The 13767-nt window shown below is 60.8% G+C and carries 12 protein-coding genes; 7 read left to right on the top strand and 5 right to left on the bottom strand.

Features of this window, described 5'->3' with window-relative positions; all coding sequences use genetic code 11:
* The first annotated feature begins 61 nt into the window (after window positions 1-61).
* The 7 genes from ACLKMW_RS20415 to ACLKMW_RS20385 all read left to right on the top strand — a co-directional run bounded on the left by ACLKMW_RS20415 (window position 62) and on the right by ACLKMW_RS20385 (window position 8705).
* Window positions 62-1054 (top strand): ABC transporter ATP-binding protein, encoded by a 993-nt coding sequence (locus ACLKMW_RS20415; protein ID WP_415726355.1) that lies wholly within the window; start codon window positions 62-64, stop codon window positions 1052-1054.
* Window positions 1054-2031 (top strand): oligopeptide/dipeptide ABC transporter ATP-binding protein, encoded by a 978-nt coding sequence (locus ACLKMW_RS20410; RefSeq protein ID WP_415726381.1) that lies wholly within the window; start codon window positions 1054-1056, stop codon window positions 2029-2031. The genes ACLKMW_RS20415 and ACLKMW_RS20410 overlap by 1 nt, the downstream gene beginning before the upstream one ends.
* A 46-nt stretch (window positions 2032-2077) precedes the next feature.
* The gene (locus ACLKMW_RS20405; RefSeq protein ID WP_415726354.1) at window positions 2078-3718 is read left to right on the top strand and encodes an ABC transporter substrate-binding protein; all 1641 of its coding nucleotides are present in this window, start codon (window positions 2078-2080) and stop codon (window positions 3716-3718) included.
* A gap of 62 nt (window positions 3719-3780) precedes the next feature.
* On the top strand, window positions 3781-4731 hold the full coding sequence (locus ACLKMW_RS20400) for an ABC transporter permease (protein ID WP_415726353.1): 951 nt from the start codon (window positions 3781-3783) through the stop codon (window positions 4729-4731).
* A 7-nt stretch (window positions 4732-4738) separates the two neighbouring features.
* Entirely contained in the window at window positions 4739-5677 is a 939-nt protein-coding gene (locus tag ACLKMW_RS20395) for an ABC transporter permease (RefSeq protein WP_415726352.1), read from the top strand.
* 4 nt (window positions 5678-5681) lie between these two features.
* Window positions 5682-7199, top strand: a complete 1518-nt coding sequence (locus ACLKMW_RS20390) for an amidohydrolase family protein (protein ID WP_415726351.1) — start codon at window positions 5682-5684, stop codon at window positions 7197-7199.
* A 45-nt stretch (window positions 7200-7244) separates the two neighbouring features.
* Window positions 7245-8705 (top strand): amidohydrolase family protein, encoded by a 1461-nt coding sequence (locus ACLKMW_RS20385; protein WP_415726349.1) that lies wholly within the window; start codon window positions 7245-7247, stop codon window positions 8703-8705.
* Between the two features lie 320 nt (window positions 8706-9025).
* Here the strand turns inward: ACLKMW_RS20385 and ACLKMW_RS20380 are convergent, their stop codons facing one another.
* The 5 genes from ACLKMW_RS20380 to hutU all read right to left on the bottom strand — a co-directional run bounded on the left by ACLKMW_RS20380 (window position 9026) and on the right by hutU (window position 13752).
* Complete coding sequence (locus tag ACLKMW_RS20380) at window positions 9026-9802, bottom strand: amino acid ABC transporter ATP-binding protein (RefSeq protein ID WP_415726348.1); 777 nt, start codon at window positions 9800-9802, stop codon at window positions 9026-9028.
* 1 nt (window position 9803) lies between these two features.
* Window positions 9804-10466 (bottom strand): amino acid ABC transporter permease, encoded by a 663-nt coding sequence (locus tag ACLKMW_RS20375; protein ID WP_415726347.1) that lies wholly within the window; start codon window positions 10464-10466, stop codon window positions 9804-9806.
* Window positions 10466-11113: an amino acid ABC transporter permease gene (locus tag ACLKMW_RS20370; RefSeq protein ID WP_415726346.1), complete on the bottom strand. Its 648-nt coding sequence runs from the start codon at window positions 11111-11113 to the stop codon at window positions 10466-10468. Before ACLKMW_RS20370 ends, ACLKMW_RS20375 begins: the two co-directional genes overlap by 1 nt.
* A gap of 57 nt (window positions 11114-11170) precedes the next feature.
* Complete coding sequence (locus ACLKMW_RS20365; protein WP_415726345.1) at window positions 11171-11989, bottom strand: transporter substrate-binding domain-containing protein; 819 nt, start codon at window positions 11987-11989, stop codon at window positions 11171-11173.
* Between the two features lie 95 nt (window positions 11990-12084).
* Window positions 12085-13752 (bottom strand): urocanate hydratase, encoded by a 1668-nt coding sequence (gene hutU / locus ACLKMW_RS20360; RefSeq protein ID WP_415726344.1) that lies wholly within the window; start codon window positions 13750-13752, stop codon window positions 12085-12087.
* Window positions 13753-13767: the final 15 nt, after the last annotated feature.

The raw sequence follows: 13767 nt of genomic DNA, 5'->3' as shown, positions 1-13767 counted from the left end.
TGTATACATGAAACGGTTCCAACTTGCCATTCCAAGCTGGATCTCGGGAGGAGAGACGGAGATGGAGCAGAACGACCGATCGGTGCTGAAGGTTCGCAATCTCAGAACCGGCTTCGCCACTCCCGCTGGAACGGTGATCGCGGTGGACGACGTCAGCTTCGACCTGAAGCGGAACGAGGTTTTGGCGATCATCGGCGAATCCGGGTCGGGCAAGACGGTGACGGCGCTGTCGCTGATCAAACTGATCTCCACGCCGCCCGGGCGATATTTCGGTGGTTCCATCGAGATCGAGGGAACCGATATCCTCAAGCTCAACGAACGGGAGATGGAAAGCGTCCGCGGCAAGACGATCGGCATGATCTTCCAGAACCCGCGGGCCTCGCTCGACCCTTCATTCACTATCGAGTTCCAATTGGTTGAGACGCTGATGCGGCACAATCGCCAGCTGGACCGGCAAGCCGCGTTGGAGGCGGCCCGTAAGGCGCTGCTGGAAGTCGGATTTCCCGATACTGCACGCGTGTTGGCGAGCTATCCCCATCAGCTAAGCGGCGGAATGTGCCAACGCATCGGTCTGGCCATGGTTCTGGCCTGCGATCCCAAACTGCTGATTGCCGACGAGCCGACCACGGCGTTGGACGTCGGCGTGCAGGCCAAGATCCTGCTTCTCCTGAAGAAGCGCAGCCGTGAAACCGGCCTGCCGATCATCATCATCACGCATGACATCGGCGTTGTGCGGGCCGTCGCGACCCGCGTGCTGGTGATGTATGGCGGCCATGTTCAGGAGGAAGGCGATGTCGACGAAGTGCTTGCCTCGCCCAAGCACCCCTACACCCAGGCGCTGATCCGCTCGATCCCGGATCCGGATGCGGAACAGGACGCCATGACTTTCATCAAGGGCGAGCCGCCGAACCTGCTTGCTCCGCCGCGCGGATGCCGTTTTGCGCCGCGCTGTGAGCATGCGGTGCGCATCTGCCACGAAAAGGTGCCGGCATGGCGCGAGGTCGGCGACCGATGGGTTCGCTGCCACCTCGCCGAAACGGGAGTGCCGCAGTGATGCCCCAAAACCTGATCGAAGTGCGGGGCGTCAACAAGACATTCACAGTCAATAGGGGCTGGCTTTTCCACCGCACCACGGCAAGCACCAAGGCCGTCAATGATGTCAGCCTCGACATTCGCAAGGGCGAGATCCTCGGCTGCGTTGGCGGCTCGGGCTCGGGCAAATCGACGCTCGGCCGCATCATCATGCGCCTGATTGAGCCGGACAGCGGCCAAATCCGTTATGACGGCAAGGATCTTCGCGCGCTTTCACCCGAAGAAATGCGAATGTACCGGCGCCGGCTGCAGATCGTCTTCCAGGACCCGCTGCAGTCGCTCAATCCGCGCCGGACGGTGGCGGAGAATGTGGCGCGACCACTGCTCAATTTCGGCGTCTCGCAAGCGACGGCCAACCGGCGCGTGGACGAGTTGCTGGATCTAGTCGGCCTCGACCCGACGCAATCTTATCGCTATCCGCATGAATATAGCGGCGGCCAATGTCAACGAATTGCGATCGCCAGGGCACTGGCACTCGAACCGGAGTTCCTTTTCCTCGACGAGCCGGTGTCGGCCCTCGATGTGTCGATCCAGGCCCAGATACTCAATCTGCTGACCGATCTTCAAAAGAAGCTCGACCTCACATTCCTGTTCGTTTCGCACGACCTGAAGATCGTCAAGCAGTTCTGCGACCGCACCATCGTCATGTATCGCGGCTGTGTGCTGGAGACCGGCTCAAGCGAGGAGGTCTACCGCGACCCCAAACATCCCTTCACCCGCGACTTTCTCGGCACCGTGCTGCATGTGCGCAAGGACACTCGCTGGGAGCAGGCGGCCGAGCGGGCGGAAGACCTTGAAGGCGCGGCAAAGGGCGGTAGCGGCTGCATCTATGCCGGCAATTGCTCCGAATGCTTCACGCTGTGCCGCCAATCAGCGCCGTCGCTCACTGAAATAGAGGGCCAGAGGAAGGTTGCCTGCTTCCTCCACGATGGAAGGTGAGCGCCGGAAAAACCAGGCACGGACATCAAAACGGGAGGAAACCAGCATGTTTCGCAAGCAAGTGAAGTCAATCGGAAGTCCGGGCAGATTTTTCAACGTCTGGTCAACGGTGGCGTCTTCGGCAATTTTGGCGGTTACCTTGGCCGGCTCAGCCATGATCGCGCCGACAGCGGCGGCGGCAAACACGGTCGTCTTTGCGGTCGAGTCCGACTTCAGCCGGCTTGATCCTCACGCATCGCGCACATGGAACACCTTCAAGGTCGTTCGCCACATCTTCGAGAGTTTCGTCGAGGAGGACCTCACCAAGGGCGGCGACGTGACACCAGAGATCGTTCCGGCGCTTGCGGAACGTTGGGACGTTTCGGAGGACGGCAAATCCTATACGTTCCACCTGCGCAAGGGTGTGCAGTTTCATGACGGCACGCCGTGGAACGCCGAAGCAGCGAAGTTCAACCTTGACCGCATGACAAAGAAGGATTTCGAGTTCCACCAGCCAGTGTCACCCGGCCTCATGGGCTGGATGTGGCAGGATCTCGACAGCTACGAAGTCGTCGACGAGTACACGTTCAAGATCAATCTGAAGCAGCCCAATGCCGAGTTTCTGCGCCGTATGGCGGCGGGCGGTTCAGGCGCCCCGCGCATGATCAGCCCGACTGCGGTCAAGACCCACGGCAATGACAATATCGAACAGCATCCCATCGGCACCGGCCCGTTCAAATTCGTCGAACGTGTGGTTGGCGAAAAACTGGTGATTGCCCGCAACGACGCCTACTGGAACGAGGCGCGCAAGCCGAAGGCCGAACAGATCGTGTTGCGTGGCATTCCCGAAGTGGCGACCCGCGAATTGGCTCTGGTCAGCGGCGAGGTCGATATTATCGGCACGCCGTCGCCCGACTCGCTGGAATTCCTGAAGCAACAGGGCGTCGAGATCGTCACCGGCCAGAGCCCGATGTTCTACGTCATGTGGATCAATCACAAGGATCCGCATTTCAAGGATGTGCGCGTGCGCAAGGCGATGTGCATGGCGATCAATCGCGAAGACATGGCCAAGTATCAGCGCAAGGGTCTGGCACAACCATCCTATGGCGTCCTCAATCTCGGCGGGCCTGGCTACGATCCAGCCTATAAGGACTGCGAATACGATCCGGAAGGCGCCAAGAAGCTTCTTGCCGAGGCCGGCTATCCGGACGGGTTCACGACGCGAATGGACTGGACCTTCGGCGCCGGCGCCGACGTGAACACGAAGGGCGATGCCGAGTGGCTGCAGCGCGATTTCGAGAAGGTTGGCATCAAGGCCACCATCGAGATGTTCGACAACAACACCTTCTGGGAGATGATGTCGAAGGGCATGCGCGACGGCACCGGGCTGACCTCGGCCTCATGGGGCGAGAGCACCTTCGCCTGGCTCGATCAGGTGGTGACCACCAATGCGCTGCCGCCCAACTGCTGCAACTCCGGCTACTATGACAATCCAAAGATCGACGAGCTTCTGGCGCAGGCCCGCGGCGCGGCGCGCCCGGAGGAAATGGACAAGAAGCTACACGAGGCACGCGACGTCATCGCCGAAGATATGGCGTTCACGTCCTACTACACGGCGATGTCGGTCTATGCGGTCAGGCCAGATGTGAAGGGCTTCGTGCTGGCGCCGCAGCATTGGTTCGACCTGACCGCCGTAACCAAGCAGTAATTTTTTGAAACGTCCGGCCGCCTCGCGAAGGGGCGGCCGGACATGCAGTTGGGAGGCTGCCCGTGTCCATACTCACCTTTACCGGAACCAGACTCTTGTACGCCATCCCGGTACTACTCGGGGTCACGGTGATCGTGTTCATGTCGCTTCAGCTCGTTCCGGGCGATATAGCGCTCACTCTGCTCGGGCGCATGGCGACTGAAGCGCAGCTTGAAGCACTCCGTCAGGAACTCGGCCTCGACCAGCCTCTGATCCTTCAATACATACGCTGGCTCTTCGACCTCCTGCAGGGCAATATCGGCAATTCGGTCTCCCAGCAACTGCCGGTGGCGCAGATCCTCGCGCCCAAGATCGTCAACTCGCTGATCCTGATGGCAGGAAGCCTGTTTCTAGTGCTTGTGTTCGGTTTCCTGCTAAGCGTCATTTCCGCACCGCGGTTCCGCACCTTCACCGACAAGAGCGTCGTCGCGCTGACGCTGGTCCTGGCCAGCCTGCCGGTCTTCTGGCTCGGCATCATCCTGCTCTACTTCTTTGGCTTCAGATGGAAGCTGTTTCCGATCTCGGGCATGTACAACATGATCGATCCGGGCGGTTTCGGGCAGCTGATCCACCATATGGTGCTGCCGGCCATCGCCACCGCCGCCTCCTCGATCGCGGTCGTCACGCGCGTTACCCGCTCGCGCATGATCGATGTGCTGGGCCAGCCTTACATCCTGGCCGCACGTGCTAGGGGCTTGAGCCGGCGCCAGATCGTGCTGCGCCACGCCGTGCGCAATACGCTGCCGACATTCGCCAACATTGGCGGCCTGCAGATCGGCTATCTTTTCGGCAGCGTCATCTTCACCGAGATCATCTTCAACTGGCCAGGCGTTGGCCTGCTGCTTTTCGATGCCATCCTGCAACGTGACGTGCCGGTCATTCAGGGATGCGTGCTGGTCGTGGCCATCGTTTTCGTTCTCGGAAATCTGATCTCCGATGTCATCGTCCATGCACTCGATCCAAGAAAGCGGTGAGGCAGCCATGAGCGTTATGTCGACAGCAACCGCCAGCGGCAGATTCGCCCCGCAGCGTCGCTCCAACCTCTATTTCGTCTGGCGCGGTGTGCTCGGCGATCCGGTCGCGCGGGTAGCCGCATGCGTTATCCTGCTCCTGGTTCTCTGCGCGATCCTCGCCCCCTATATCGCGCCCTTCCCGCCCAATGAGGCAGATCCGGCGCTGCGCCTGCAGCCGCCGGGAACGCCCGGCCATCTTCTGGGCCTTGACCACCAGGGTCGCGATATTCTCTCGCGCATTATCTATGGGTCGCGGCTGACCCTGATCTCCGGCGTGGTACCGGTGATACTGGGAGCGGCCATCTCGATCCCGCTCGGCCTTATCGGGGCGTGGTACCCGCGATTTGGCGAGCTGATCATGCGGCTGATGGATGTTCTTTTCGCCTTCCCGATGGCGCTGCTGGCCATCATGCTGGCGGCGCTGATGGGTCCCGGCCTGATCAACATGATGATCGCGCTAGTCGTAACACTCATTCCCTACAACACACGCGTGGTCTATGCGGCGGCCTGCCAGGAGCGCGAGCTTGCCTATGTCGAGGCATCGCGCGCCATGGCGACGTCGAACATCAAAATCCTGTTTGTCGAAATGCTCCCCAATGTCGTGGCCGCCTCCGTGGTCTATAGCTGCACCATCGTCGGCGCGGTCGTGATCACCGCCGCGGGCTTGAGCTTTCTCGGGCTGGGTGTGCAGCCGCCGATCGCCGAATGGGGCATCATGACCAGCGAAGGCAGGAGCTATGTTTTCGTGGCTCCTCATATCGCGGCGATTCCAGGTATCGCGATCACGATCCTGGTGATGGCCTTCAACTTGCTAGGCGATTCCTTGCGTGACTCGCTCGACCCCAAGACCCGCCTTCAGCTGGTGAAGCATCGCTCCGATGCGGCCGACCGGAAATCGGCGGAGTAAGACCATGTTGACGGTCATCAGTGGCGCACGGGTGCTGACGCTCGACGAGAAGGACACCGAATACGCGCAGGCCGACATTGTCATTCGCAACGGCAAGATCGAGGCGATTGGCCCTGGCGTCATGAAAAGTGTTGCGGCCGAAAACCCGCGCATAGTCGATGCGGCCGGTCAGTTGGCCATGCCCGGGTTGGTGAATGGCCATTTCCATTCGCCCGGTAATTTCATGAAGGGCGCGATCGCCAACTGGCCGCTGGAGCTGTTCATGCTCTATGAGGTGCCGCCGCTGATGGATCAGGTGGTGTCGCCGCGCTTTGCCTATGTGCGCACCATGCTCGGTGCGATGGAGATGCTGAAGCAGGGCGTCACTTCGGTGCATGACGACTGCTTCTTCGTGCCTATCGTCACCGATGATGAAGTCGACAATGTCATGCAGGCCTATGCCGACGCCGGCATGCGCGCCACCGTCACGTTGGACCAGCCCAATGTGCCGGAGCACCAGAAGTTTCCGTTCCTGAGCGACCTTCTACCCGAGGCATTGCGCGGGCGCATGGAAAATGCCCCGTTGATGTCGGACACGGAACTGCTGGCCCATTATGATCGGTTCATCGAAACCTGGCATGGCCGCGCCGATGGCAGGTTGCGTTGCGCCGTATCCTGCTCGGCGCCGCAGCGGGTGACACCCGAATATTTCACCGCTCTCGGGCGGATCGCGCGTGAGCTCGATATTCCCTACAACATGCATATCCTAGAGACGCGGCTGCAGCGTGTGCTGGGCCAGCAGAAGTACGGCAAATCGCTGGTCCGCTATGCCCATGACATGGGCGTGCTGAATGAACAGGCAATGGTCATCCATGCGATCTGGATCGATGAGGAGGACATGCGACTGCTGGAGAATTCGGGTTGCTCAGTCGCACACAATCCAGTTTCCAACCTAAAGATCGGCAGCGGCGTGATGCCATTCCGCCGCCTGCGCGATGCCGGCATCAACATCTGTATCGGCAATGACGAGGCCTCGACCGACGATGGCATCAATCTTTGGACCGTCGCCAAGATCGCCGGGCTGGTGCACAACGTGGCCGACCCGGCGTTCGACAATTGGCCGCTTCCATTTGAGATCCTGACATCTTTGACTACCGGCGGGGCCAGGGCCATGCGCCTGCCGCAGCCGACCGGACGGCTGACCCCCGGCTGGCAGGCGGATATCATCCTGCTTGATCTCAACAGCTTCGCCTTCACCCCGCTCAACGATCTAAAGCGCCAGCTTGTCTATTGTGAGAACGGCTCTTCCGTGCGCACCACCATCGTTGGCGGCCGGATCGTCATGGAAAACGGACGACTGCTTACGGTCGATGAGGAGGCACTCAAGTCCGAGGCGCGGTCGCTCGCCGGCGAATTCGCCGAATATATGGCGCGCTGCAAATCCGCTGCCGACGAACTCGAGCCCTATTACCGGCAAATGTATTTCAAGGCTGTGCAGACACCGGTCGAGATGAACCGCTGGGCCGGCCCAATGACGCCATAGCAACCATTATTCTCCCATATCACAACGAATACCGGAACTCAGACCATGTCCACGACACGAGTTAAAGCACGCTATGTCATAGGCTTCGACGGTAAAGGCCATCGCACGCTCAAGGACGCCGAAGTCGTCTATCGCGACGACACGATCATCTTCGTCGGGCATGGTTATCAAGGCCAGGTCGATAGCGAAATCGACGGTGGCAATGCCATTCTCGGGCCCGGCTTCATCGATCTCAACGCGCTCGCCGATCTCGACACGACAGTACTCGCCTTCGACAACCAGCCCGATTGGGCAAAGGGGCGCGTGTGGCCGGAGGATTATGTCCAGTCCGGCCCGTTCGAAATGTATTCGGTCGAAGAGCAGACCTTCAAGATGAAGTACGCCTTCGTCCAGCTCATCCGAAACGGCATCACCACCGCCTTGCCAATCACCTCGATGTTCTATCGGGAATGGGCGGAAACCTATGACGAATTTGCTCGCTCGGCCGATAGCGCGGCCGAAATCGGCATTCGTGCCTATCTCGGCCCCTGCTATATGACCGGCGTCACCATGATCCGCCAGGACGGCAGCTTCGACACGTCCTGGGATGAGGAGCGGGGCCTGAAGGGGCTGCAAACGGCGATCGACTATGTCCGCAAGTTCGACGGGGCGCATGGTGGCCTCGTCCGCGGAATGCTGGCGCCAGACCGCATCGAGAACTGCACCCTCGAGCTCATCCGCCGCTCCGCCGCCGCCAGCAAGGAACTGGATTGCCCCATTCGCCTGCATTGCTGCCAGGCGCTCGACGAATTCGACACCATCGTGAAACGTTACGACAAGACACCGGTCGAGTGGCTCGCATCGCTTGGCTTTCTCTCGAAGCGCTCGCTTTTGCCCCACGGTGTTTACGTGACCGGTCACAGCGCGATCTCGCGCAAGGGCGACGATGTCGGTCTGCTGGCCGAATCCGGGGCCACGCTGATCCATTGTCCTCTGGTTCTTTCGCGCTATGGAGGCGCGATGGAATCCTTCGCCCGGCTCAAGAAGAAGGGTATCCCGATCGGGCTGGGCACCGACACCTTTCCGCCGGACATGGTGGAGAATATGCGCATGGGCATCAGCCTTTGCCGAGTGGCCGATGGGGACGTGGCCGCCTGCAGCTCCGCCGATTTCTACAATGCCGCCACGATCGTGGCCGCCGACGCGCTCGATCGGCCGGATCTCGGTCGCCTGGCGGTCGGAGCCAAGGCCGACATGACACTCTTTGACCTCGACGCCTTCGAACTCGGCCAGATCATTGATCCGATCCAGACGATGATGCTGAGCGGCACCGGGCGTGACTTCAAGACCACCATCGTCAACGGTCGGGTGGTGATGAAGGACAGGCAGTTGCCAGGCGTCGACCTGGACGAGTATCGCAGGCGCGCGCAAATCCAGTTCGACGGGCTAATCGCCCAATATCCAACGAGGACCTGGCGTCACCCGCCGGTGGAGGAAATCTTCCTGCCGTCCTTTCCATATGCCTAACAGCGCTCATGTGACTTTGCCCGGTTGTGCGGTATGGCCCTGCCATGGAACGCCTGGAAAGGGGTTGACGTGCCACGGATGAAGGCTGGCGGAGCTTGAAGTCGCTGAAGCGACTCTCGCCGTGGGGAGAGCGTCAATAAAGCAGATTACGACAATCGGTCTGGCTGTTGCCAAGCGGGCCTTTCACCGGCGTTGACGTTTCCAATGCCAAAGCGGCTGGCCAAGGTGACGATGGCATGCTGCGTGAAAGTGTTTGCAACAAAAAACCTTTGACGCACCTCGCGCCACGAGCCTGTAGGATTGGGACGTCGCTGCGAAGATCAAAAGCTGTTGCGCTCGTGATAGGTCCGCAGGAAGGCCTGTATGCGCGTGTCCTCGGGGTGGTGCAGGATCCGGCTCGGGGCATCCACACCCACCAGTTCGCCCTTTTCCATGAAAGCCACGCGGTCTGCCACATGCGCGGCGAAGCCCATCTCATGGGTGACGACAACCATGGTCATGCCCTCGGAGGCGAGCGCCTTCATCACGCTCAACACCTCGCCAACCAGTTCGGGATCGAGCGCCGAGGTCGGCTCGTCGAAGAGCATCAGGCGCGGCTCCATTGCGATAGCGCGCGCTATCGCCACCCGCTGCTGCTGTCCGCCGGACAGGCGCGAGGGATGATTGGCCATTTTGTCGCCGAGTCCGACCTTCTCTAGCGCCTCGGCCGCGCGGGCTGCGGCCTCGGATTTCGACAGGCCACGCACCCGGATCAGCCCCTCGGCCACGTTCTGAAGCGCAGTCATATGCGGCCACAGATTGAATTGCTGGAACACCATGCCGATCGAGCGGCGCATCTCGCGCAGCTTGCGGCCTTGCATTTTGCGGCCGCCAGGGCTGACATAGCCGATCAGTTGGCCGTCAATGCTGATCTCGCCTGAATCATATTCCTCGAGGAAGTTTATGCAGCGCAGAAGCGTGGACTTGCCCGAACCCGAAGGCCCGATCAGGCAAGTCACCTTGCCCGGCAGGATTGAAAGATCCACATTCTTCAGCGCCTGGAAGGGCCCGTAAAATTTGTTGACCTTGCGGATCTCGACGGATGACGCGGCAACCATCTTACGTCCTTTCGATCAGATGTTTGGTGATGCGCGCTTCCAGCAGGCGGCCGAAACGCGAAATGGTTTCGACCAGCGCCCAGAAGAACAGCGCGAGCACGAGGTTGGCCTCGAGATAACGGAAGGTCTCGGTCGACATGCGCTGCACCTGATACATAAGTTCCGGCACGGTGATGATGGACAGGATCACCGTCTCCTTGGTCAGGATGATCGCGAAGTTCACGAGAGCCGGAAGCGCCGAGACGAGGCTCAATGGCAGGAGAATCCGGCGAACGATCGTCAATTCGGACATGCCGATGGCCCGCGCCGCCTCCAATTGGCCAACCGGCACCGCGAGGAAGCCCGAACGAAAGATCTCTGCAAAATATGGGCTGCCATAGACGGTGAGCCCCAGGATTCCTGCCGGAAGGGCATCAAGGCGCAGCCCGAGCAATGGGCCGCCATAATAAAGCACGAAGAGCTGCACCAGAAAGGGCGTGCCGCGGATGATCTCGATATAGGCCTGGATCAACCAACCGAGCGGACGCGGCCCGTAGCGCTGTGCCAGGGAGATGATCAGGCCCAGCACCATGCTAAAGATCGTGCCCAGCACCCAGCACAGGATAGTAAGTTTGAAGCCATCCAGCAGGATCGGCCAATATTGCAGCAGGATGCTTAAATCCATCAGACGGCCATCCTGTGCTCAAGATAGCGCCCGAGCGCGGCAAAGCAGAGATTGATGATCAGGTAGATGCAGGCTGCAGCCAGATAGACCTCCAACGGGCGGAATGTCGTGGCCGCCTGTGCCTGGCTGGCGCGCGTGAGTTCAAGAATACCGACGACCGAAACCAGCGACGATGCCTTGACCAAAAGGATCAATTCGTTGACCACCGCCGGCAGCGATATGCTGAAGGCCTGAGGCAGGATCACGCGGACCCAGATGTCTCGCGGCGTCATGCCAATGGCGGTCGCCGCCTCTGACTGACCCCTGGGCAGCGAAATGATGGCGCCGCGCCAGATTTCAGAAACATAGGCGCTGGAACAGATGCCGACGGTTACCACGGCGGCAACCAGTGCCGGTACATTGATACCGATGACCGGCAAGAGGTAATAGCAGAGCAGAAGCTGAACCAGCAGCGGAACACCGCGCAGGAAACTGACCCAGAGTGCCGCGAAACGGCGTAGCCAGACAGCACGCGACAGGGCGGCAGCGCAGATCAGAGCGCCAACCACCAATCCGAGTGCGATGCCCAACCCCGAGATCAACAGCGTATAGCGCGCCGCCCAGAAGAGCGGCTCGAGGCTGTCAAGGAAGGTGGAGATTGAAAACATCGGCACTCCGCTTGGTTCTGGGTTGCGGGCGAGACTAGTCCCGCCCGCAGCGCGTCATCACTTAGTTGGAACTTCGCGAGGCAACTCGGTGTAGGTGCCCAGCCACTTTTCCTGGATGGCCTTGATGCGGCCGTCGTCGGTCATCTTAAGCAGCGCGTCGTTGACCGCCTTGACGAAGCTGTCGCTGTCGGCGTCCTTGCGCATTACCCAGGCGAAATAGGTCGGCTGGCCGAATGTAGCCGGCTCAAACAGGGCGAAAGTCTCGGGGCGGTTCTTGACCAGATAGGTCAGGTTCGGCAGCGAGCCCGCGACCGCATCCAGACGACCGGCGGCGAGGTCGGCATAGGCTTCGTCGGTGGTGCCGTATTCCTTGACGGTCACGCCGCCCAGCTTTTCGCCATAAGCTTGAAGCTGCCTGAACTGCGCGGTGCCCTGCTGGACCCCGACGGTCTTGCCCTTGATGTCCTCGGGCTTCTTAAGTTCGGTGTTGCTGGCGGCGTGCACCAGCCCCACCGTGGCGTCGGCGATCGGCAGGCTGAAGGCATAGCGCTCGAGACGCTCCGGCGTGATGGTAACCGGCGCAATCACGATGTCGAACTTCTTGACTTCGAGGCCAGGCAGCTCGGCAGTCCAGGGAATGTCCTGATAGACCGGTTCGACGCCGATTTCCTTGGCCACGCCGTCGAAGAGGTCCTTGGTCATGCCCTCATAGGTGCCGTTGTTGAGCATGTCGAAGGGCGCATAGTGCATATCGGTCGCCGTGACGATCTTGCCGGCAGCCTTGATGTCGGAAAGCTGGTCGGCCATGGCCGGTACGGTAAGCCCGAGGACGGCCAGGCCGAACATGGCCGATTTGAACGATCTGGAAAACTTCATTTCATTCTCTCCCTAGTGAACTGTTTAGCGACTATCGATTGGTGGATTAGCTATTGGATTTTGTCTCGCGCCGCCAGTAATCGCGGCGCGAGATGTCACAAAATGGCGGGCAGGTTCAGCCCGTTTTCGCGAGCGCAGTCGATCGCGATCTCGTAGCCGGCATCGGCATGGCGCATGACGCCGGTCGCCGGATCGTTCCATAGCACGCGGGCAAGCCGCGCGTCGGCATCTTCAGTGCCGTCGCAGCAGATGACCATGCCCGAATGCTGCGAAAAGCCCATGCCGACGCCGCCGCCATGATGCAGCGACACCCAGGTGGCGCCAGAAGCGGTGTTGAGCAGCGCATTGAGCAGCGGCCAGTCGGAAACGGCGTCCGAGCCATCCTTCATGGCTTCGGTTTCGCGGTTGGGTGAAGCGACCGAACCGGAATCGAGATGGTCGCGGCCGATGACGATCGGCGCTTTCAGTTCGCCGTTTCGCACCATCTCGTTGAAGGCGAGGCCAAGACGGTGCCGGTCGCCAAGGCCCACCCAGCATATGCGAGCCGGCAGGCCCTGGAAGCTGATGCGCTCGCGCGCCATGCCCAGCCAGTTGTGCAGGTGTTTGTTATCGGGCAGCAGTTCCTTCACCTTGGCGTCGGTCTTGTAGATGTCCTCCGGATCGCCCGAAAGTGCGGCCCAGCGGAACGGACCGATGCCGCGGCAGAACAGAGGGCGGATATAGGCCGGCACGAAGCCGGGGAAAGCGAAGGCGTTTTCCAGACCTTCTTCCAGCGCGATCTGGCGGATATTGTTGCCATAGTCGAGCGTCGGCAGGCCTTGGTTCCAGAAATCCACCATGGCGGCGACGTGCAGTTTCATCGAGGCGCGTGCGGCCTTCTCCACGGCCTTGGGGTCGCTCTCCTGCTTTGCCCGCCATTCGGCAACGGTCCAGCCGATCGGCAGATAGCCATGCACCGGGTCGTGTGCCGAGGTTTGGTCGGTGACGATATCGGGCTTCACGCCACGCTTCACCAGTTCGGGAAAGACCTCCGCAGCGTTGCCGATCAGCGCCACGGATTTCGCTTCCCCCGCCGTCGTCCAGCGGTCGATCATCTCCAGCGCTTCATCAATGGAATGGGTCTTTTCATCGACATAGCGGGTCCGCAGGCGGAAGTCGGCGCGGGTCTCGTCGCATTCCACCGCAAGGCAGCAGGCGCCCGCCATCGCCGCGGCGAGCGGCTGGGCGCCTCCCATGCCGCCAAGGCCGGCGGTCAGGATCCACTTGCCCTTGAGATTGCCGCCATAATGCTGGCGACCGGCCTCCACGAAGGTCTCGTAGGTGCCCTGAACAATTCCTTGGGAGCCGATATAGATCCACGAGCCGGCGGTCATCTGGCCGTACATGGCCAGGCCCTTCTTGTCGAGTTCGTTGAAATGATCCCAATTGGCCCAATGCGGCACGAGGTTCGAGTTGGCGATCAGCACGCGCGGGGCGTCCTTGTGCGTCTTGAACACGCCGACCGGCTTGCCAGACTGCACCAGCAGCGTCTCGTCGGTTTCCAGCTTCTTCAGGCTGTCGACGATCCGGTCGAAATCCTTCCAGGTGCGGGCGGCCCGGCCAATGCCGCCATAGACCACCAGCTCGTGCGGGTTCTCAGCGACGTCGGGATGCAGATTGTTCATCAGCATGCGCATCGGCGCCTCGGTCAGCCAGCTTTTCGCGGTGATCTCGGCGCCGGTCGGAGGATAGATGTCGCGTGTGTTGTGTCTTGGATTGCTCACGGTTCGACTCCCTGG

It is taken from the genome of Borborobacter xinjiangensis (genome assembly GCF_047739745.1).
Lineage (GTDB): Bacteria > Pseudomonadota > Alphaproteobacteria > Rhizobiales > Rhizobiaceae > Pseudaminobacter.
The sequence above is the reverse complement of the archived record's forward strand: the minus strand, read 5'-3'. Positions and strand labels throughout refer to the sequence as shown.

Excerpts from the sequence above, each read along its gene's own strand:
- ACLKMW_RS20390 (WP_415726351.1), top strand. The coding sequence starts at position 5,682 with ATGTTGACGGTCATCAGTGGCGCACGGGTGCTGACGCTCGACGAGAAG.
- ACLKMW_RS20385 (WP_415726349.1), top strand. The coding sequence starts at position 7,245 with ATGTCCACGACACGAGTTAAAGCACGCTATGTCATAGGCTTCGACGGT.
- ACLKMW_RS20380 (WP_415726348.1), bottom strand. The coding sequence starts at position 9,802 with ATGGTTGCCGCGTCATCCGTCGAGATCCGCAAGGTCAACAAATTTTAC.
- ACLKMW_RS20405 (WP_415726354.1), top strand. The coding sequence starts at position 2,078 with ATGTTTCGCAAGCAAGTGAAGTCAATCGGAAGTCCGGGCAGATTTTTC.
- ACLKMW_RS20375 (WP_415726347.1), bottom strand. The coding sequence starts at position 10,466 with ATGGATTTAAGCATCCTGCTGCAATATTGGCCGATCCTGCTGGATGGC.
- ACLKMW_RS20410 (WP_415726381.1), top strand. The coding sequence starts at position 1,054 with ATGCCCCAAAACCTGATCGAAGTGCGGGGCGTCAACAAGACATTCACA.
- ACLKMW_RS20370 (WP_415726346.1), bottom strand. The coding sequence starts at position 11,113 with ATGTTTTCAATCTCCACCTTCCTTGACAGCCTCGAGCCGCTCTTCTGG.
- ACLKMW_RS20415 (WP_415726355.1), top strand. The coding sequence starts at position 62 with ATGGAGCAGAACGACCGATCGGTGCTGAAGGTTCGCAATCTCAGAACC.
- ACLKMW_RS20395 (WP_415726352.1), top strand. The coding sequence starts at position 4,739 with ATGAGCGTTATGTCGACAGCAACCGCCAGCGGCAGATTCGCCCCGCAG.
- ACLKMW_RS20365 (WP_415726345.1), bottom strand. The coding sequence starts at position 11,989 with ATGAAGTTTTCCAGATCGTTCAAATCGGCCATGTTCGGCCTGGCCGTC.